13 protein-coding genes and 1 pseudogene are annotated in these 20,975 nt (G+C 60.5%); 10 read left to right on the top strand and 4 right to left on the bottom strand.

What is annotated here, in order from left to right; genetic code table 11:
- Nucleotides 1–96 precede the first annotated feature (96 nt).
- The 4 genes from AB4N41_RS11115 to aceE all read right to left on the bottom strand — a co-directional run bounded on the left by AB4N41_RS11115 (nucleotide 97) and on the right by aceE (nucleotide 9,338).
- Nucleotides 97–2,793 carry a putative bifunctional diguanylate cyclase/phosphodiesterase gene (locus AB4N41_RS11115; RefSeq protein WP_460138390.1) on the bottom strand — a complete coding sequence of 899 codons (2,697 nt, stop codon included), beginning with the start codon at nucleotides 2,791–2,793 and terminating at the stop codon, nucleotides 97–99.
- 254 nt (nucleotides 2,794–3,047) lie between these two features.
- On the bottom strand, nucleotides 3,048–4,445 hold the full coding sequence (locus tag AB4N41_RS11120; protein WP_252877307.1) for an alkaline phosphatase D family protein: 1,398 nt from the start codon (nucleotides 4,443–4,445) through the stop codon (nucleotides 3,048–3,050).
- 277 nt (nucleotides 4,446–4,722) lie between these two features.
- Nucleotides 4,723–6,681 carry a dihydrolipoyllysine-residue acetyltransferase gene (gene aceF, locus AB4N41_RS11125; protein WP_252877308.1) on the bottom strand — a complete coding sequence of 653 codons (1,959 nt, stop codon included), beginning with the start codon at nucleotides 6,679–6,681 and terminating at the stop codon, nucleotides 4,723–4,725.
- 11 nt (nucleotides 6,682–6,692) lie between these two features.
- Nucleotides 6,693–9,338 (bottom strand): pyruvate dehydrogenase (acetyl-transferring), homodimeric type, encoded by a 2,646-nt coding sequence (aceE, locus tag AB4N41_RS11130; protein WP_041477616.1) that lies wholly within the window; start codon nucleotides 9,336–9,338, stop codon nucleotides 6,693–6,695.
- A gap of 384 nt (nucleotides 9,339–9,722) precedes the next feature.
- Between aceE and glnE the strand changes: the two genes are divergently transcribed.
- The 10 genes and pseudogenes from glnE to AB4N41_RS11180 all read left to right on the top strand — a co-directional run.
- Complete coding sequence (gene glnE, locus AB4N41_RS11135; RefSeq protein ID WP_252877309.1) at nucleotides 9,723–12,662, top strand: bifunctional [glutamate--ammonia ligase]-adenylyl-L-tyrosine phosphorylase/[glutamate--ammonia-ligase] adenylyltransferase; 2,940 nt, start codon at nucleotides 9,723–9,725, stop codon at nucleotides 12,660–12,662.
- Between the two features lie 326 nt (nucleotides 12,663–12,988).
- Nucleotides 12,989–14,023 (top strand): lipopolysaccharide heptosyltransferase II, encoded by a 1,035-nt coding sequence (gene waaF / locus AB4N41_RS11140; RefSeq protein WP_056787465.1) that lies wholly within the window; start codon nucleotides 12,989–12,991, stop codon nucleotides 14,021–14,023.
- Nucleotide 14,024: 1 nt separating this feature from the next.
- Nucleotides 14,025–15,086, top strand: coding sequence for a lipopolysaccharide heptosyltransferase I (gene waaC, locus AB4N41_RS11145; protein ID WP_252877310.1), 1,062 nt, complete (start codon nucleotides 14,025–14,027; stop codon nucleotides 15,084–15,086).
- Complete coding sequence (locus AB4N41_RS11150; protein ID WP_252877311.1) at nucleotides 15,086–16,207, top strand: glycosyltransferase family 4 protein; 1,122 nt, start codon at nucleotides 15,086–15,088, stop codon at nucleotides 16,205–16,207. The genes waaC and AB4N41_RS11150 overlap by 1 nt, the downstream gene beginning before the upstream one ends.
- Nucleotides 16,207–17,013, top strand: coding sequence for a lipopolysaccharide core heptose(I) kinase RfaP (gene rfaP / locus AB4N41_RS11155; RefSeq protein WP_252877312.1), 807 nt, complete (start codon nucleotides 16,207–16,209; stop codon nucleotides 17,011–17,013). Before AB4N41_RS11150 ends, rfaP begins: the two co-directional genes overlap by 1 nt.
- On the top strand, nucleotides 17,013–17,747 hold the full coding sequence (locus AB4N41_RS11160) for a lipopolysaccharide kinase InaA family protein (RefSeq protein WP_041477623.1): 735 nt from the start codon (nucleotides 17,013–17,015) through the stop codon (nucleotides 17,745–17,747). Before rfaP ends, AB4N41_RS11160 begins: the two co-directional genes overlap by 1 nt.
- Nucleotides 17,744–18,496, top strand: a complete 753-nt coding sequence (locus AB4N41_RS11165) for a lipopolysaccharide kinase InaA family protein (RefSeq protein WP_236168152.1) — start codon at nucleotides 17,744–17,746, stop codon at nucleotides 18,494–18,496. Before AB4N41_RS11160 ends, AB4N41_RS11165 begins: the two co-directional genes overlap by 4 nt.
- The gene (locus tag AB4N41_RS11170; protein ID WP_252877313.1) at nucleotides 18,496–19,947 is read left to right on the top strand and encodes a lipopolysaccharide kinase InaA family protein; all 1,452 of its coding nucleotides are present in this window, start codon (nucleotides 18,496–18,498) and stop codon (nucleotides 19,945–19,947) included. The genes AB4N41_RS11165 and AB4N41_RS11170 overlap by 1 nt, the downstream gene beginning before the upstream one ends.
- A gap of 180 nt (nucleotides 19,948–20,127) precedes the next feature.
- Nucleotides 20,128–20,457 (top strand): YceK/YidQ family lipoprotein, encoded by a 330-nt coding sequence (locus tag AB4N41_RS11175; RefSeq protein ID WP_371915143.1) that lies wholly within the window; start codon nucleotides 20,128–20,130, stop codon nucleotides 20,455–20,457.
- Between the two features lie 72 nt (nucleotides 20,458–20,529).
- A pseudogene (locus AB4N41_RS11180) lies at nucleotides 20,530–20,934 on the top strand (DUF3800 domain-containing protein); the annotation flags it as partial.
- Nucleotides 20,935–20,975 lie beyond the last annotated feature (41 nt).

Here is a 20,975-nt window from a genome sequence, read left to right on the forward strand (position 1 = left end):
TCGCGAAAGCGGGGTGTCAGGCGACGAAGATGTCGACGGTTTTATCGCCTTCGCGAGCAGGCTCGCTCCCACAAGGGATCTTCATAGAGGCAGGCTTTAGAGGCACAGCGGCCCACGCGGGTAGCGCTTGAGGGCTTTGATCAACTCGTCACCGGGAATCGGTCGGTCGAACAGATAACCCTGACCGACGTCGCAACGATGCCGGCGCAGGAACGCCAGTTGCTCGGCGGTTTCGATGCCTTCGGCGACCACCTTGAGTTTCAGGTTATGGGCCATGGCAATCACCGCGGAGGTGATTTCCATGTCGTCCTGATTGTCAGGGATTTCATGGATGAAGCTGCGATCGATCTTGATGATGTCGATCGGGAATTTCTTCAGATAGCTCAACGATGAATAACCGGTGCCGAAGTCATCCATGGCCAGGGTCAGGCCGAGGCGCTTGAGCTGGTCGAGTTGCAAATGCGTGTCTTCGGTGGCTTCCAGCAGCAGGCCTTCGGTCAGCTCGAGTTCGAGCAGATTGGCCGGCAGCGCTTCTTCCCTGAGGATGTTGGCGATCGAGGCGACCAGATCCGGATCAGAGAACTGTTTCGGTGACAGATTGATTGCCACCTGCAGATTGCCCAGGCCGGCAGCGGTCAAGGATTTGCTCATGCGGCACGCCTGACGCGCGATCCACTTGCCGATCGGAATGATCAGGCCGGTTTCCTCGGCGACGCTGATGAACTGATCCGGGCGAATCATGCCGCGCTCCGGGTGGTTCCAGCGCAACAGCGCTTCCATCCCCAGCAGACGACCGCTGCGCAGGCACAGTTTCGGCTGGTAGAACACGTCCAGCTCGTTCTGCGTCAGGGCGCGGCGCAGGTTGTTCTCGACGAACAGTTTGTAACTGGCCTCGGCGTTCAGCGCCTCAGTGAACACCTGCAACTGGTGTTTGCCGTTGGCCTTGGCCTTGTGCAGTGCCAGACCGGCGTTGCGCATCAGGGTTTGCGGATCGCGCCCGTGCAGCGGCGCGCAGGCCAGACCGACGGAGCCGGTGACGCTGATCAACTGATTGTCGACGAACATCGGCTTGTCGAGGGTCATCAGCAATTGACTGGCGATCTGCTGCCCGGCTTCAAGATCGGTGTCGTCGAGCAACACGGCGAACTCGTTACTGGCAAAACGCGCCAGGCTGCCACTCGGGCTGAGGCTGTTGCGCAAGCGCCGGGCGAGGCTGATCAACAGTTTGTCGCCGGTCTGGTGACCGAGGCTGTCGTTGATGCGCTTGAAGTTGTCGATGTCCACCAGCAACAGGCTGATCGGCGTATCGCTGTCGCGGGCGAAACGCTCATCGAGATTGCGGATGAATGCCGGACGGTTGCCGAGGTTGGTCAGGTTGTCGGTATAGGCCAGGCGCTCGATACGTTGCTGCGCGAGTTTGGTCTGGGTGATGTCTTCGTAGATGCCGATGTAATGCGTCAGCTCACGGTTATCGCCATAGACCTTGGAGATCGACAGCTGGCCCCAGTACGGTTCGAGGTTCTTGCGTCGGCTCTTGAATTCGCCCTGCCAGCTGTTGCTCTGGGCCAGCGCCGAGGGCGCATCGAACAGCAGCTCGCTGAGATTTTCCAGGGCGGGCAGTTCCGACAGGCGCTGGCCGTGGACTTCCTCGGTGGTGTACTGGGTGATCGCAGTGAAGCTCGGGTTGACGTACTCGACCACGCCGTCGCAGTTAACCAGCAAAAAGGCGTTGGCGCTTTGCTCGACCGCGCGCTGAAACAGGTGCAGGGCGCTGGTGGCGGTGCGCCGGTCGTGATTGTTGATCACTTGTGCGAACTGGTCGGCCAGCTCACCGGCGAAGGCGATTTCGTCGGACTGCCAGGCACGGGTGACGCCGGTCTGTTCCAGGCACAACACGCCGACAACCTGGCCGTCGACGCGAATGCTGGCATCGAGCATGGCGTTGACGTCACGCGGACGCATCGCCTCGGCCATCTCGCGGGTGCGCGGGTCGTGCATGGCGTTGTGGGCATCGATGGCGCGGCTGCTGTGCAGGGCTTCCATGTAGTCGGGGAAGCCGCTGATATCGATCGGCTCCGGCAGGATGTATTCCTGGGTCGCGCGATGGTAAGCGGAGATCGGCAGCAAGCGCTGGCCTTCGAGGTTCCACAGGCTGGCGCAGTCGATCTCGTAGATATCGCAGGCGCAGCGGGTGATCAGTTCGGCGGCTTCCTGCAGCGAGTTGTGCGTGCTGTAGCGCTGGCGTGCGAGCAGCAGAATCAGATCCTGCTGGGCACGCACGCGTTCCAGATGCTGCAGTTGTTCCTGCTGGGCACGCTGGTTCAGCTCAAGGGCGATTTGCAGGCGCGAGTTCTGGGTTTCCAGGTCGACCGAAGGCAGCGCCTGGGTTTCGTCGAACACCTCGTCGACCGCCAGCAGGTAGCCGCGCAGCAAGTGCCGGTTGTGCTGTTTGTAGGCTTCGCCCAACTCGAGGATGTTCAACGCGCCAGCGGCGGTGTGCAGGGTGTAGCGCACCACGTAATGGGCGCTTTTGCTCAACTGCTGCTGGATCGCATCGTGCAGTTGATAGCGCGCCTCGGGTTCCATCAGGCTGGCGTAGGGCGAGCCGACCAGCGCGCAGAGCTCGACGGCCGGCTGGCCGAACTGGCGTTCGCAGTTGGGATCGAGGAACAGCATTGCCCAACTGGCTTCATTCAAGCGCTCGAAACGCAGCATGCCGAGCCGCGAGGGCACAGGCAACTGCGTCACTACCTCGGCCGCCATACGGCTGGCGGCATCGGGCTGGCTCTTCATGAAGGAAACTCGCTTGGAAATATGCTGAATGCGCCGGGCTCTCGCCCTCTTGTCTGTTGGCTGCGGCAAGGTTGCATCATTGCGGCACCGACTGACAAGAGAGATGAAGGCCAAGTGCTATAAGAATATGTCGGCTGCAGTGAACATTTCTCCAGTGCACAACTGAAATGAGCAGAAGATCGCAGCCTTGAACAACTCTTGCAGGCGCCACGTAGCCATATAGGAGTTGCCGAAGGCTGCGATCTTTTGGTGTTTCAACGCAATTTCATACTGATCGACTGCAACTTCTTGCCATCGCGGTCATGGTAATTGACCAATATCTGATCAGCCTCAACGACCACATGCGCAAAATTGTCCTGACTCACCACCGCACTGGTGAGCTCGTGCCGATAATCCCCGGCTGCCGTGCGCACCAGCGGTTGATCGAGGATAAACGTTGAAGCCTTGGCATACGGCAGCAATTTGCTGTTGTGCAACGGCGAGGACACGATGGTGTGCACCTCGAAATCGGTGTCCTCGCTGTGACTCAAGCGACTGGTCAGCGAGCCATGGACGTCGCCGGAGACGAACACCACGTTCTTGATCCGGTGAGTGCGGATGGTTTCCAGCAGGCGCAGACGCTGCTCGGGAAAAGCTTTCCAGGCATCGTCACCGTTGAACTTGCGATCGGGATAGAACATCACGCTGGTCACCACGAACTTCACTCGTGCCGGGCTATGGATCAGCCATTGCAGCAGGGCCTGTTCCTGCTCGATGTCGAGAATGCGCCGGTCTTCTTTCGAGAGGTTGCGTCGGGTGCGGCTGTCGGTGACGAACCAGGCGATATCGCTGTCGCCAAACTGATACCAGTAATGCTTCAACGTATCCCGGTCTATCTGACCCTTCTCATTACATGCATAAACCGGGCTGTGGCTGGCTTGATAAAGTTCATAAGCGGCCATGGCGTTGCGATATAAGTCCTCGTCCGCTGCGGTGGCATTGGCAGGCCAGTTATCTTCTATTTCATGATCGTCGAGCATCATGTAAGTCGATGTATTGGACATCAGTCGCTGAATATTCGGTTGCGAAAATGCCGTTCGATATTTCTTCAGGATGTCTTTGGCTTCGCGATCCGGAGCAATGACATTCAAATCATCTACATACACTTGATCTCCGGTCATGATCACCGCGCTGACGGGTAGATGACTGTTCTCGACCAGTCGATTGATCGAGCCAAAGATGCGGTCGCCCAGTTGCGGCAAGGAAGCGACGCCAGCGGTAATCCGCAGATAACGACACGAACCGACGACAAAGCCCCGAGGCTGGCTGGCTTTCGCGGTGCGGGTGCGAAAGCGGTGGAGCTGTCGCGGCCATTGCAATGGAAACTCAATGACCGTGTCGATGGTATGCACCGGATTCATCGGACTTAACCAGCCGGCTTGATATTCGTATTCACAATCAGCTTCGAGATCCTGCAATACCAGTACACCCGACATGTCATTGGCCGGGTTCAAAAGTGCAAATACGCTGTTCGACCATTTTTCCGTGCCGGCCTTGCGAGCGCGAACTCCGGCAAATACACGTTTTTTGTCCTGTTGTTCGCCGCGCATGAAAATGCGCACTTCGTTAGTTGTGGCGTGGCCCACGATGGGGCCGATAGTCGGTTTGAACATGATCGATTCCGTTCGAGATTTTAATAAACAAGATTTAAATAAGCGGAGCGCGTTGAAGCAACTTTCCTGAGCAGAGGTTAGTTGGCCAGCGGCGGAAAATATTGGCGTTAAGTGGACCAGACCTGTGGCCGATGTCAGCGCAGGTTGTAGGAAAGAGGCGCGATCCGGTTTATTTCAGGCAAAAAAAAGCCCCGTCAATTGACGGGGTTGAGGTACGAGCGTGTGGCGCTCGAAAGGGTGCAGCAAGCGGCCCTCCGTCGCCGGAGGGCCGTTGGAGTTACAGCAGGATGGTGCGGATGTCGCCCAACAGACTGCCCAGACGCTGAGTAAAGCGTGCAGCTGCAGCGCCGTTGATCACGCGGTGATCGTAGGACAGCGACAGTGGCAGCATCAGCTTCGGCTGGAAGGCTTTGCCGTCCCAGACGGGCTGGATGGTTGCCTTGGACACACCGAGGATCGCCACTTCCGGCGCGTTGACGATCGGCGTGAAGCCGGTGCCGCCAATATGGCCGAGGCTGGAAATGGTGAAGCAGGCGCCTTGCATCTCGTCCGACGACAGCTTCTTGGTGCGGGCTTTTTCAGCCAGCGAAGCCGCTTCGGCAGCGAGTTGCAGCAGGCTCTTCTGGTCGACGTTCTTGATGACCGGCACCAACAGGCCATCCGGAGTGTCGACGGCGAAGCCGATGTTCACGTATTTCTTGCGGATGATCGCCTTGCCGCTTGGCGCCAGCGAACTGTTGAAGTCCGGCAGCTCCTTGAGCAAGTGCGCGCAGGTCTTGAGCAGCAGCGGCAGGATGGTCAGCTTGACGCCAGCCTTCTCGGCCACGGCTTTTTGCGCAACACGGAAGGCTTCCAGCTCGGTGATGTCCGCCGAGTCGAATTGCGTCACGTGTGGCACGTTCAGCCAGCTGCGGTGCAGGTTGGCGGCGCCGACCTGCATCAGGCGGGTCATCGGCACTTCTTCGATTTCGCCGAAACGGCTGAAATCGACCACCGGGATCGGCGGAATGCCCGCACCACCGGTAGCGCCGCCGGCAGCGGCCGGGGCTTCCTTGGCCTTCTGCATCATCGCCTTGACGTAAACCTGCACGTCTTCCTTGAGGATGCGACCGTGCGGACCGCTGGCGCCAACAGCGCTCAGCTCGACGCCGAACTCACGGGCCAGTTGGCGCACGGCAGGGCCGGCGTGAACTTTCGCGCCCGGCTTGGCCGGTGCGGCGGCTGGAGCGGCGGCAGCAGGTGCAGCGGCCGTAGCAGCAGCGGCAGGTGCCGGAGCGCTCGGAGCTGCGGCAGCTGGAGCCGGGGCAGCAGCAGGGGCCGCGCCTTTGACTTTCAGCTTGAGGATCAGGTCGCCGGTACCGACTTCGTCATCCAGCTTGATGGAAACGCTTTCCACCACGCCAGCGGCAGGCGATGGGATTTCCATGCTTGCCTTGTCGGATTCCAGGGTGATCAGCGACTGGTCGGCTTCAACGGTATCGCCCGCCTTGACCAACACTTCGATGATCTTGGCTTTGCCAGCCGAGCCGATGTCCGGAACGTGGATGTCCTGAACACTGTCGGCAACCGGTGCTGCTGGCGCGGCTGCCGGAGCAGGCGCAGCGGCAGCGGCCGGTGCAGCAGCCTGGGCCGGAGCGGCAGCCGCAGGGGCCGCAGCACCCGCCACTTCCAGATCCAGAATCAGGTCGCCAGTGCCGACTTCGTCGTTGAGCTTGACGCTGATGGCCTTGACCACGCCAGCGGCAGGCGACGGGATTTCCATGCTGGCCTTGTCGGATTCCAGGGTGATCAGCGATTGATCAGCTTCGACGCTGTCGCCGACCTTGACCTGAATCTCGATGATCTGTGCCTTGCCCGACGAACCGATGTCCGGCACGTGCACTTGCTGTACCGAAGCGGCAGCAGGAGCAGCGGCTGGTGCGGCAGCAGCAGGAGCGGCAGCCGGTTTTTCCTCGGCTTTCGCAGCAGGCGCAGCGGAAGGCGCAGGTGTCGCTTCAGCGGCGCCCTCGACTTCCAGCTCAAGCAGTTCGTCGCCTTCTTTCAGACGGTCGCCCAGCTTCACTTTCAGGCTCTTGATGACGCCGGCTTTCGGGGCCGGCACTTCCATGCTGGCCTTGTCCGATTCCAGGGTCAGGATGCTCTGGTCGGCTTCGATGCGGTCGCCGACCTTCACAAACAGTTCAATTACTTCACCTTCACCGCTGCCGATGTCAGGTACGCGAATGAGTTCGCTCACAAAATGTCTCCTCAGCAGTCCAGTGGGTTGCGTTTTTCCGGGTCGATGCCGAACTTGACGATGGCCTCGGCCACGACTTTAGGTTCGATATCACCACGGTCAGCCAGTGCTTCCAGGGCTGCCAACACCACGAAATGACGGTCGACTTCGAAGAAATGACGCAGTTTCTTGCGGCTGTCGCTGCGGCCGAAACCGTCGGTGCCCAGGACTTTGAATTCCTTGGACGGTACCCACTGACGGATCTGCTCGGCGAACAGCTTCATGTAGTCGGTAGAAGCAATGACCGGACCTTTACGGCCGTTCAGGCACTCTTCGACGTAGCTCAGCTTAGGCTTCTGGCCAGGCTTGAGGCGGTTGCTGCGCTCTACGGCCAGACCGTCGCGACGCAGTTCGTTGAAGCTGGTAACGCTCCACACGTCAGCGCCGATGTTGAACTCTTCACGCAGGATCTTCGCCGCTTCACGCACTTCACGCAGGATGGTGCCGGAGCCCATCAGCTGAACGTGGTGCGCCGCATCGCGGGTGTCTTCCTCGAGCAGGTACATGCCTTTCTTGATGCCTTCTTCGGCACCGGCCGGCATGGCTGGCTGCTGGTACGACTCGTTCATCACGGTGATGTAGTAGAAGATGTCCTGTTGCTCCTCGGTCATCTTCTTCATGCCGTCCTGAATGATCACCGCCAGCTCGTAGCCGTAGGTCGGATCGTAGGTGCGGCAGTTCGGGATGGTCGCGGCCAGCAGGTGGCTGTGACCGTCTTCGTGCTGCAGACCTTCACCGTTCAGGGTGGTACGCCCGGCGGTGCCGCCGATCAGGAAGCCACGGGTACGGCTGTCGCCAGCGGCCCAGGCCAGGTCGCCGATACGCTGGAAGCCGAACATCGAGTAGAAGATGTAGAACGGCAGCATCGGCTGGTTGTGGCTGGAGTACGAAGTACCGGCAGCGATGAACGAGCTCATGGCGCCTGCTTCGTTGATGCCTTCTTCAAGGATCTGACCTTTCTGGTCTTCCTTGTAGAACATCACCTGGTCCTTATCGACTGGCTCGTAGAGCTGGCCGACGGAGGAGTAGATACCCAGCTGACGGAACATGCCTTCCATACCGAAGGTACGGGCTTCGTCCGGGATGATCGGGACGATGCGCGGGCCGATTTCCTTGTCCTTGACCAGTTGCGCGAGGATCCGCACGAAAGCCATGGTGGTGGAAATTTCACGGTCGCCCGAGCCATCGAGGATGGCTTTGAGGGTGTCCAGATCCGGGGTCGGTACGCTGAAGCTCTGCGCGCGGCGCTGCGGCACGAAACCGCCCAGGGCAGCACGGCGCTCGGCGAGGTAGCGGGCTTCGGCGCTGTTCGGCTCTGGTTTGAAGAACGGCAGGTTCTCCAGTTCTTCGTCCTTGACCGGGATGTCGAAGCGGTCGCGGAACAGCTTCAGGCTGTCGACGTCGACTTTCTTGGTGTTGTGCGCAGTGTTTTTCGCTTCGCCGGCACCGGTGCCATAACCCTTGATGGTCTTGGCGAGGATGACGGTCGGTTGTTCCTTGTGGTTGACCGCTTCGTGGTACGCCGCGTAGACCTTGTACGGGTCGTGGCCGCCACGGTTGAGTTTCCAGATCTCGTCGTCGGACAGATCGGCAACCATTGCCTTGAGTTCAGGCGTGTTGAAGAAGTGCTCGCGAACGAATGCGCCGTCTTTGGCTTTGTAGTTCTGGTATTCGCCGTCGATGACTTCGTCCATGCGGCGTTGCAGGATGCCGTCGACGTCTTTGGCCAGCAGCGGGTCCCAGAAACGGCCCCAGATGACTTTGGTCACGTTCCACTGCGCACCACGGAACACGCCTTCGAGTTCCTGGATGATCTTGCCGTTGCCGCGAACCGGGCCGTCGAGGCGCTGCAGGTTGCAGTTGATGACGAAGATCAGGTTGTCCAGCTTCTCGCGGCCGGCCAGGGAGATCGCGCCCAGGGATTCCGGCTCGTCGCACTCGCCGTCGCCCAGGAAGCACCAGACTTTCTGTTTGCCCGGCTGGATGAAACCGCGATGCTCCAGGTACTTCATGAAGCGCGCCTGGTAGATCGCCTGGATCGGACCCAGACCCATCGATACGGTCGGGAACTGCCAGAAGTCAGGCATCAGCCAAGGGTGCGGATAGGACGACAGGCCTTGACCATCGACTTCCTGACGGAAGTTGTTCATCTGGTCTTCGGTGATGCGGCCTTCCATGAATGCGCGGGCGTAAACGCCTGGCGAGGTGTGGCCCTGGAAGTAGATCAGGTCGCCGCCATGTTCGTCGGTCGGGGCCTGGAAGAAATAGTTGAAGCCGATGTCATATAGGGTCGCACTGGAAGCGAAGCTGGAGATGTGACCACCCAGGTCCGAATCTCGCAGGTTCGTGCGCATTACCATGGCCATCGCGTTCCAGCGTACCAGCGAGCGAATGCGGCGTTCCATGAACAGGTCGCCAGGCATGCGTGCTTCGTGGGTAACGGGGATCGTGTTGCGGTAAGGCGTGGTGATCGCGTAAGGGAGCTGCGAGCCGCTGCGGGTCGCGAGTTCGCCCATACGGGTCATCAGATAGTGAGCACGGTCTTCGCCTTCTTTGTCGAGAACCGATTCCAGGGCGTCCAGCCATTCCTGGGTTTCGACGGGATCGAGGTCTTGCATGGCTTGCTCCAGGGCGGAAAGGCTTCCAGAATCGGTTGCCTGAGTTTGCGACTGGCCTTGTGGGCAGACGATTTAAAATTCTTGGATTGCCGACAGGTTGTTCCGGCGGCGTGTAGTTTTACTACAAATCTTCCGGCATTTCAGCCTTTCGAATGTATAGACGAGTAGTAAAACTACAGATGAAAGGCTTGTGGCCTCCGACTGCGTTGTGAGAATAATCGTTAAGGCGGGTCGATTTCCATCCGAATAAGGTGAAAGTTTGATGCTGAATGCCAAAGAAGAAGAAATTTCAGCTATTTCTAACTTTTGTTCGACAGTCCTTCACGTAGCGGGTTTTCATCATTCACTACAAGCGGCCCTTATTACGCCGATCAAGGATAGACCATGACCCTGCCCGTGCTTGCCGAACTGCCCGCCATTCTCCTGCCGTTGGTCAGCCGATCCGAGCAGTCGTTCCGTACGTCCGTCGCCGCCCTTGAAGACGATCACGGCCTGTCGAACTGGACGCCGGAGCGCTGGGCGCAATTCGCCCGCGTCAGCGCCGCCAGCGAATTTGTCATTGAACAGAGCATTCGTGACCCTTTGATGTTGCTGTCGCTGGTGGCGTCCGGTGAACTTGATCGGGCATTTGCGCCCGGCGAACTGTGCGCACAGATCGCCGCCGCCGTGAACAGCGCGCAGAGCGAAGACGAACTCGGCCGCGCCTTGCGCCGCCAGCGCGCACGCCATCAGGTGCGGATCATCTGGCGCGACCTGACCCGTCAGGCCGATCTGGTGCAGACCTGCCGCGACCTCTCGGACATGGCCGACGCCACCATCGATCAGGCTTATCAATGGCTGTACAGCCGCCATTGCGAGCAATTCGGCACACCCACCGGCCGGCGCAGCGGTGAGCCGCAGCAGATGGTCATCCTCGGCATGGGCAAACTCGGCGCGGTCGAGCTGAATCTGTCTTCCGACATCGACCTGATCTTCGCCTACCCCGAAGGCGGCGAAACCGTCGGCGTGAAACGCTCGCTGGATAATCAGGAATTCTTCATCCGCCTCGGCCAGCGTCTGATCAAGGCCCTCGATCCGATGACCGTCGACGGCTTCGTGTTTCGCGTCGACATGCGCCTGCGCCCCTACGGATCGTCCGGCGCGCTGGTGCTCAGCTTCAATGCGCTGGAGCAGTATTACCAGGATCAGGGCCGCGACTGGGAACGCTACGCGATGATCAAGGCGCGGGTGGTGGCTGGCGATCAGGTTGCCGGCGCGCAGTTGCTCGACATGCTGCGGCCGTTCGTCTACCGCCGTTACCTGGATTTTTCGGCGATCGAAGCGCTGCGCACCATGAAGCAGCTGATCCAGCAGGAAGTGCGCCGCAAAGGCATGGCCGACAACATCAAGCTCGGCTCCGGCGGCATTCGTGAAGTCGAGTTCATCGCTCAGGCCTTTCAGTTGATCCACGGTGGCCGCGATCTGAGCCTGCAACAGCGTCCTCTATTAAAGGTGTTGAGCACGCTGGAAGGGCAGGGCTATCTGCCGCCGGCGGTGGTCAGTGAACTGCGCGAGGGTTACGAGTTTCTGCGTTACACCGAACATGCCATTCAAGCGATTGCCGACCGTCAGACGCAGATGCTGCCGGACAGCGCGCAGGATCAGGCGCGGATCGCCTTCATGCTGGGCTTCGCCGATTGGTCGGCGTTCCATGAACAACTGATGTACTGGCGCGGGCGCGTAGCCTGGCATTTCGCCCAGGTGATCGCCGATCCCGACGAAGAAGAGGGCGGCGAAAGCGAAGTGGTGGTCGGTGGTGAGTGGCTGCCACTCTGGGAGGAAGAACAGGACGAAGAGGCCGCGTGCCGACAGTTGCAGGAGGGCGGTTTCGTCGATGCCGGCAAAGCCCTGAAAGCGCTGGCCGGTTTGCGTGGCAGTCCGCAATTGCGCGCGATGCAGCGGCTGGGGCGCGAGCGTCTCGATGCTTTTATTCCTCGACTGCTTGCGCAAGCGGTGGAGCATGAAAATCCCGATCTGGTGCTCGAGCGCGTGCTGCCGCTGGTGGAAGCGGTGGCGCGGCGTTCGGCGTATCTGGTGTTGCTCACGGAAAACCCCGGCGCGCTGCGCCGCCTGCTGACCTTGTGTGCGGCGAGCCCTTGGATTGCCGAGCAGATCACGCGCTTCCCACTGCTGCTCGACGAATTGCTCAACGAGGGTCGGCTGTTCAAGCCGCCGCTGGCGCCGGAACTGGCGGCCGAGTTGCGCGAACGCCTGACGCGAATTCCCGAGGACGACCTCGAGCAGCAAATGGAAGCCCTGCGCCATTTCAAACTGGCGCACCGCTTGCGCGTCGCCGCCTCGGAAATCGCCGGCAGCCTGCCGTTGATGAAAGTCAGCGATTACCTGACCTGGCTGGCCGAAGCGATTCTCGAACAGGTGCTGGCCCTGGCCTGGCGGCAGACCGTGGCCAAGTACGGCACGCCGCTGCGCACCGACGGTACGCTGTGCGATCCCGGCTTCATCATTGTCGGTTATGGCAAAGTCGGCGGTATCGAATTGGGGCATGGTTCCGATCTGGATCTGGTGTTCATCCATGACGGCGATCCGCAGGCGGAAACCGACGGGCCGAAATCCATCGACGGCGCGCAGTTCTTCACGCGCCTGGGGCAGCGGATCATTCATCTGCTCACAGCGCAGACCAATTCCGGCCAGCTGTATGAAGTGGATATGCGCCTGCGACCGTCCGGCGCTTCCGGGCTGTTGGTGAGCTCCCTCGGCGCATTCGCCCGCTATCAGGAAAATGAAGCCTGGACGTGGGAGCATCAGGCCTTGGTGCGCGCGCGGGTGCTGGTGGGCAGTCAGGATGTTGGCCAGGCCTTCGAAAAAGTCCGTGCGCAAGTATTGGGCAAACCTAGGGATCTGGCCAAGCTGCAACAGGAAGTCAGCGAGATGCGCGCCAAGATGCGCGACAACCTCGGCACCCGCAGCACCGCAGCCGGCACGGCGGCGAATGCGTTCGACGCGGGCGTGCCGTTCGACCTCAAGCAGGACGCCGGAGGTATCGTCGATATTGAATTTATGGTGCAATACGCGGCCCTGGCGTGGTCGCACAGCCATCCGCCGCTGCTGCGCTGGACCGATAACATCCGCATTCTGGAAGAGCTGGAACACGAAGGGCTGATGCCCGCCGAAGATGCCAGTCTGTTGCGCGAGGCCTACAAGGCCTACCGCTCCGCCGCCCACCGGCAGGCCTTGCAGAAGGACGCCGGGGTGATACCGGGCGACCAGTTTGCCGACGAACGCCGGCAGGTTTTGCGGATATGGAAAGAGATGGGGCTAAGCTGAAAGCGGTTTATGCAGCACCCAATACCCTGTGGGAGCGAGCTTGCTCGCGAAGGCGGAGTGTCAGACGACACCGATGTCGGATGTGATGGCCCCTTCGCGAGCAAGCTCGCTCCCACAGTGATCTGCGCTGAAATGCAGATGTTGAAACAGATGCAAAACCCTGTGGGAGCTGGCTTGCCAGCGATAGCGGAGTATCAGACGACAATAATGTTGAATGTGAAGACCCCATCGCGGGCAAGCCCGCTCCCACAGTAGATCTACAGTGTTTGTAGAATTCTCGAGGCGGGGAGGCGTAAATGCCTCCCCGGTTCGTTTTTGGAAACCACATGAATATTCTGATCGTTGGGCCCAGTTGGGTCGGTGACATGGTGATGGCGCAGACACTGTTTCAGTGTCTCAAGCAGCGCCACCCGCAATGCGCAATCGACGTGCTGGCGCCCGAATGGAGCCGGCCGATCCTTGAGCGCATGCCCGAAGTGCGCAAGGCCTTGAGCTTCCCGCTCGGCCACGGCGCGCTGGAACTGGCGACGCGCCGGCGCATCGGCAAATCCCTGCGCGGTCAGTACGATCAGGCGATCCTGCTGCCCAACTCGCTGAAATCGGCGCTGGTGCCGTTTTTCGCCGGCATCCCGAAACGCACTGGCTGGCGCGGCGAATTCCGCTATGGCCTGCTCAACGACGTGCGCACTCTCGACAAAGAACGCTACCCGCTGATGATCGAGCGCTTCATGGCCTTGGCCTATGAAGCCAACGCCGAGCTGCCGAAGCCGTACCCGCGCCCGAGTCTGCAAATCGACCCGGTGACCCGCGAGGCGGCACTGGCCAAGTTCGGCCTGAGCCTCGATCGCCCGGTCCTGGCCCTGTGCCCCGGCGCCGAGTTTGGCGAATCCAAGCGCTGGCCGTCCGAGCATTACGCCAAGGTCGCCGAAGCGCGCATCCGCGAAGGCTGGCAGGTGTGGCTGTTCGGCTCGAAAAACGATCACGCTGTCGGTGAAGATATCCGCGCACGTTTGATCCCGGGCCTGCGCGAAGAATCGGTCAACCTCAGCGGCGGCACCTCGCTGGCCGAGGCCATTGACCTGCTGTCCTGCGCCGATTCCGTTGTGTCCAATGACTCCGGCCTGATGCACGTCGCTGCGGCATTGAATCGTCCGCTGGTCGCGGTATACGGCTCGACCTCGCCGGGCTTCACCCCGCCGCTGGCCGAGCAGGTCGAGATCGTACGCCTGGGCATCGAATGCAGCCCGTGCTTCGATCGCACTTGCCGGTTCGGCCATTACAACTGCCTGCGTCAGCTGATGCCGGAAGCGGTCAACGATGCCTTGCAGAAGTTGCAGGGCTCCGTGGTCGAGGTTCATTAACTTGCGGGTATTGCTGATCAAGACCTCATCGCTGGGCGACGTGATTCACGCGTTGCCGGCGCTGACCGACGCTGCACGCGCGATCCCGGGGATCAAGTTCGACTGGGTGGTGGAAGAGGGCTTCGCCGAGATTCCGAGCTGGCACCCGGCGGTCGATAAAGTGATTCCGGTGGCGATCCGCCGCTGGCGCAAGAATCTTTGGAAAACCATCACCAGCGGCGAGTGGAAACGCTTCAAGCAAAGCGTGCGCGCCAATAAATACGATCTGGTGATCGATGCCCAAGGCCTGCTGAAAAGTGCCTGGCTGACCCGCTACGTCAAAGCCCCGGTGGCCGGCCTCGATAAAACCTCCGCGCGCGAACCGATAGCCGCGCGCTTCTACGATCGCAAACTCGCTGTCGCCCGTGGTCAGCACGCCGTCGAGCGCGTACGCCAGTTATTCGCCATCGCTCTGGGTTACGACTTGCCCAAAGGCCTCGGCGATTACGGCCTCAACGTCGAGCGACTGGTCGAGTTGCCACGCAAGAACGCTTACGTGGTGTTCCTCCACGGCACCACTTGGGACACCAAGCACTGGCCGGAAATCTACTGGCGCGAGCTGACCGAGCGGGTCGGCTACCTCGGCGTTGGCGTCAGGCTGCCATGGGGCAACCCTCAGGAAAAGGCCCGCGCCGAACGCATCGCTGCCGGCTTCAAACACGCCGAAGTGCTGCCGAAGCTCAATCTGGCCGGCGTCGGCAAAGTCCTCGCCGGCGCGCAAGCCTGCGTGGCAGTGGACACCGGGCTCGGCCATCTGGCCGCTGCACTGGATGTGCCGACGATTTCGTTGTTCGGCCCGACCAACCCGGGCCTGACCGGCGCTTACGGCAAGCTGCAGATTCATCTGGCCAGCGACTTCCCGTGCGCGCCCTGCATGCAGAAAAAATGTACCTATCAACCGACCGCGCAGGATGCCCGTCAGTTTGACCTGAAACGCGAGCAGCCTTTGTGCTTCACGCGTGTGAACCCCGAGCGTGTCGCCAGCCGACTGAGCACGTTGTTAATGGCTGAGGAGCTGCGCTGATGCAATTGGCATTTGTCCTGTACAAATATTTCCCGTTCGGTGGCTTGCAGCGCGACTTCATGCGCATCGCTCTCGAATGCCAGAAGCGCGGCCATCAGATTCGCGTCTACACGCTGATCTGGGAAGGCGACGTGCCGCCGGGTTTCGAAGTGCTGGTGGCGCCGGTCAAAGCGTTCTTCAACCACCGTCGCAACGAAAAGCTCAGCGCGTGGATGGCAGCGGATCTGGCCAAGCGTCCGGTCGATCGCTTGATCGGCTTCAACAAGATGCCGGGCCTGGACGTCTACTACGCCGCCGACGGCTGCTTCGAAGACAAGGCGCAGAACCTGCGCAACTCGCTGTACCGCCGTTGGGGCCGCTATCGCCACTTCGCCGAGTATGAGCGCGCGGTGTTCGCCAAGGACGCGAAGACCGAAGTGCTGATGATTTCCGAAGTGCAGCAGCCGCTGTTCATCAAGTATTACGACACGCCGCTCGAGCGCTTCCACCTGCTGCCGCCGGGCATTGCCCAGGACCGTCGGCGGCCGGCGGATGCCGATGAGATTCGCGCCGGTTTCCGCGCTGAATTCAATCTCAAGGACGACGAGTTGCTGCTGGTGCAGATCGGCTCCGGCTTCAAGACCAAGGGTGTCGATCGCAGCCTCAAGGCGCTGGCCGCGCTGCCGGCCGAGTTGAGAAAACGCACCCGGCTGTTTGTAATCGGCCAGGATGACCCCAAATTGTTCCAGATGCAGAGTGCGACGCTGGGCATGGGCGACAATGTGACCTTCCTCAAAGGCCGCAGCGATATCCCGCGTTTCCTGCTCGGTGCCGACCTGTTGATTCACCCGGCCTACAACGAAAACACTGGCACCGTGCTGCTTGAAGCACTGGTGGCCGGTTTGCCGGTGCTGGTCAGTGCGGTCTGCGGTTACGCCCATTACATCGCCGAGGCTGATGCCGGGCGAGTGCTGGACGAGCCGTTCGAGCAGGCGCAGCTGACCCGATACCTGACCGAGATGTTGAGCGACGACGCTGCACGGGCGGCCTGGAGCCGCAACGGTCTGGCCTTCGCCGAGACGGCCGACCTCTACAGCATGCCGCAGCACGCGGCGGATGTGATTCTGGCGGAGCACGCTTAATGAAGTTGATGCTGGCTGAACCGTTCAAAAGCCTTTGGGCCGGACGCGACCCGTTCGCCGAAGTCGAAGGCTTGCAGGGCGAGGTGTACCGCGAGCTGGAAGCGCGCCGGACATTGCGCACGGAAGTCGACGGCAACGGGTTTTTTGTGAAAATCCACCGTGGCATCGGCTGGGGCGAGATCTTCAAGAACCTGCTGACCGCCAAGCTGCCGGTGCTCGGCGCGGGTCAGGAGTGGAAAGCCATTCAGCGTCTGCAGGAAGCCGGCGTGCCGACCATGACTGCCGTCGCCTACGGCGAGAAAGGCAGCAACCCGGCGGATCAGCATTCGTTCATCGTCACCGAAGAACTCGCGCCGACCATCAGCCTCGAAGACTTCAGCATTGACTGGGTCAAGCAGCCGCCGGAGCCAACACTCAAGCGCGCGCTGATTGCCGAAGTCGCGCGGATGACCGGGATGATGCACCGCGCCGGGGTCAATCACCGTGACTGCTACATTTGCCATTTTCTGCTGCACACCGACAAACCGGTCACGCCGCAGGATTTCAAACTCTCGGTGATCGATCTGCACCGAGCCCAGACCCGCGCAAAGATCACTCAGCGCTGGCGCAACAAGGATCTGGCGGCGCTGTACTTCTCGGCGCTGGACATCGGCCTGACCCGTCGCGACAAACTGCGTTTTCTCAAAGGCTATTTCCAGCAACCAGTGCGGCAGATTCTGGCGGAAGAAGCGCCATTGCTGAGCTGGCTGCAAGGCAAGGCCGACAAGCTCTACGAGCGTAAACAGCGTTACGGGGATGCGCTCTGATGGCGGGTTGGACACTTGAGCCGCAGTACGGCGAACTCGCCGAAGATTTCGGCAGCCTCGAAGCCGTATTTGCCTTGCAGGGCGAACGCCTCACCCGCGATCCGCTGTCGGAGGTGGTTCGGGTGCAGCGCGACGGCGTCAATTATTACGTCAAACGCTACGTCGGCGCCGGTAAGGGCCTGCGCCGTTACCTCGGCAAGCCGCGCGTAAAAATGGAATGGCAGAACCTCAAGCGCTTCGCCAAGTGGGGCATCCCCACTGCCGAGGTGGTGGCCTGGGGGCTGGAGCGGCGGGGCGCGGCCTACGATCGGGGCGCGATGATCACCCGTGAACTGCCCAATACCGAAGACCTCTCGGCGCTGGCCGAGCGCAAGGATCCCAGGCTCAAGGATCGCGCCTGGGTCGACGGTGTCAGCCAGCAATTGGCCGGTTACACCCGGACCATGCACGACCATCGGTTTACGCATAACGATTTGAAATGGCGCAACCTGCTGATCGACGATCAGGCGCGCATCTTCCTCATCGACTGCCCCAACGGCGAATTCTGGCGCGGCTTCTGGCTCAAGTACCGGATCACCAAGGACCTCGCCTGTCTCGACAAACTGGCCAAATATCACCTGTCCAACACCCAGCGCCTGCGCTTCTACAAGCAGTATCGCCAGTGTGATCGGCTCGATGTCGCCGACAAGAAGCGGATTCGCCACGTGGTGAGATTTTTTGAGGGGCGCGAATGACTGATTTTCTTGCCGAACAGGACCGCGCACTGCTGGAGCGCCACGGTCTCGGCAATTTCGATGCACTGTGGGCCAAACAGCTTGAAGCTGTGGATGAGCCCAACACTGCCGGTGGCGGCTGGAGCAGCGTGTTCCGTCTCGATCTTGAGGGCCAGGGCTATTACCTCAAGCGCCAGAGCAATTATCTGACCCGAACTTTGCAGGCGCCGTTTGGCGAGCCAAGCTTTGCCCGCGAATTTCGCAACATCAGCCGTTACCGCAAGTTGGGCATTCCGGCGTTGCAGGCGGCGTTTTTCGGTGAGCGCAAGGTCGCCGGGGAAGTACGCGCCATTCTGCTCACCCGTGCACTGGACGGCTGGAGCGACCTGGATTCGTTGCTGGCGTGCTGGGCGCAGCTCAGTGCCGCTCAGCATTCGGCGATTCTCAAGGCTTGCGGGCTGCTGGCGCGGCGGCTGCACGGCGCGCGTCAGGTGCATGGCTGTTTCTATCCCAAACATATTTTCCTGCGCGCCACCGGCGACGGCTATGAGGCGCAGCTGATCGATCTGGAGAAAACCCGGCCGTTGCTGTTCGGCATGCGTGATCGGGTCAAGGATCTGGAACCGTTGCAACGGCGAGCGCCGCAATGGAGCGAGGCAGACTTGCGCCAGTTGCTCGCGGCTTATCTCGATCAGCCGACTGACAGCTCGCTGCTCGACAGCTGGCTGACCCGACTGACAGCGCGGCGCAGCCATAAGGAGACCCGCTGATGCAATTGTCCGAGCTGGCCCGCTCCGGGCGTACCCCCTCACTGCCGCTGACCGTGACCCTGGCGGACGCCGCCGGTGTTGCGGATTTGCAGTTGCTGAGCCTGCTGCGGGTGTTGCCCGGCCAGCGCTATGTCGGCGCCGGCGTCTGGCGCGGTCGGCCGGTATTGGCCAAGTTGCTGGTCGGCAGCAAGGCCGCCCGACATTTTCAGCGGGAGCTGGACGGTGTGCGCCTTCTCGCGGCGCAAGGCCTGACCACGCCGCTGCTGTTGGCCGATGGACTGAAAGACGGTGAGGGTGGCTGGCTGCTGTTCGAATTCCTCGAGGGTGCCGAGAGCCTCGGTGATGCCTGGGCCGAGGTCGAGTCTCTGCCGGCACTGGCCGATGAGCAGACCGCCGTTCTGGCCGAAGCGCTTGACGCTATCGGTCGGATGCATGGCAAAGGACTCTGGCAGGAGGATCTGCACCTGGACAATCTGCTGCGTCACGGCGGTCAGTTGTACCTGATCGATGGCGCCGGAGTTCGTGCGGAAGCTGCGGGCCAGCCACTGTCCCGACAAAAAGTGCTGGAAAATCTCGGGGTGTTTTTCGCTCAGCTTCCGAAGTCACTCGAGCCGTTCACCGAAGAGTTGCTGGTCTATTACCTGTTGAGCAACAGCGAACATGCTTTGCCGCTGGAGGCGTTGCAGAAACAGATCGACAAGGTGCGCAGTTGGCGACTCAGGGATTATCTGAACAAGGTCGGCCGCGAATGCACATTGTTTGCCGTGCAGCGCGGTGCATTCGCCTTGCGCGCCGTTCGCCGTGAAGAAGAAGCGGCCATGCTGCCGGTGCTTGAGCAGGCCGACGCCTTGCTTGATCAGGGGCATCTGTACAAGACCGGCGGCGCGGCCAGCGTCGGCAGAGTCGAGGTGGCCGGGCGAGCTCTGGTTATCAAGCGCTACAACATCAAGAATTTCGCCCATTGGCTCAAGCGCTTCTGGCGCCCGAGCCGGGCCTGGCATTCGTGGCGTGAAGGCAATCGCCTGGCGTTCCTGGGCATCGCCACGCCGAAACCGCTGGCGGTACTGGAAAAGCGTTTTTTGTGGCTGCGCCGCAGTGCCTATCTGGTCACCGAATACCTGCCCGGGCCGGACATCATCGAGCGCTTTGCGCCGTACGTGGAAAATGGCCAGGCGCCGGAAGCCGAGTTGCTGGCGCTTGATCAATTGTTTGCCCGATTGATCGCCGAGCGCATCAGTCATGGCGACTTCAAAGGCCACAATCTGTTCTGGCAGACGGATCGCTGGGCGCTGATCGACCTCGACTCCATGTGTCAGCACTCATCGGTCGGCAGTTTTGCCCCGGCTTACGCCCGCGATCGCGCGCGCTTCATGCGCAACTGGCCTGAAAACAGCGCGTTGTACCAGGTCATTGATCAGCGGTTGCCGAAAGAAGTCTCCAGCGCAGGGTGATTCCTTCTCACGAGCAGACTCGTTCTTGCAATGGACCTGGTCCACTGCGAAACGGAGTCTGTGGGCAGTAGCGGACAAAATACAGCGATTTGTCCTACAACTTCTCCAGAAGCCATGAACTGTGCCCTGCTCGGGCTCGATGCTAATTTGCCTGACGATCTCGGAGGGCGAATCTTGAGCATGAAAAAAATTCTGATGCTGGGCGTAATTTCTGTGGTGCTCTCAGGCTGTGGCAGTGTCTCGACCGTTTTACAGGGCGACGCCGATGCTGCCCGTGACCTGCGCAAAAAGAAGACCTACTGCCAATCGATTCCGCGCATCTACAGTGGTCTGGCCTTCGATTTTTGCACGCTGAATGCGCCGCCTGATCCTACGGGTATGCTGGCGCCCTTTGTGTTGCTCGATCTTCCGCTGTCCGCCGTGTTCGATACCGTTTCCTTGCCCTATACGATTTACCGGCAAATCGAGGATGGCAATCTCAGTATCTATTGGCGTCCCAATCGCGGGTGACGTTGTGCAGTTTTCTCGTTTTGAAAATCGGGGCGAGGTGCGCGAGGTTCTTGAAGGCGTAGAGCCTCAGCTCTGGCGCTCGGCTTCTGTCTTGAAACTTTGTACGATTTTTTATCTGAGAAGGGTCAGCACCGCGCATCAACACATGTGATTTTTGAACGCCGAGGAAAGCGGGAAGATAACGAGTTGGAGCTAGAGTTTCGCAGAATGTGCGGTGGTGCCAATCGAATGGGCGTGCAACTGCCGTTCGAAATAGTCTTCGCCACAAAGCAGGTCAATTCCACCGGCTTACAGCTGGCTGATCTTGTTGCGAGACCCATTGGTATGAGTGTTTTGAGAGCGGGTCAGGAAAATCGCGCTTTCGAGGTGCTCAAACGCAAGTTTTATTGCAGCGGTGGGCGCATAAACGCTGGAGAAGGTTTCGAAAATTGGGGCTTGAAGATTTTCCCGCCTCCAAAAAGCGAAAAGCCCCGGTGATCTCACCGAGGCATTAGCGCCGACCGGGATCCCCCAGTCCA

This window comes from Pseudomonas sp. S2_A10 (assembly GCF_054668465.1).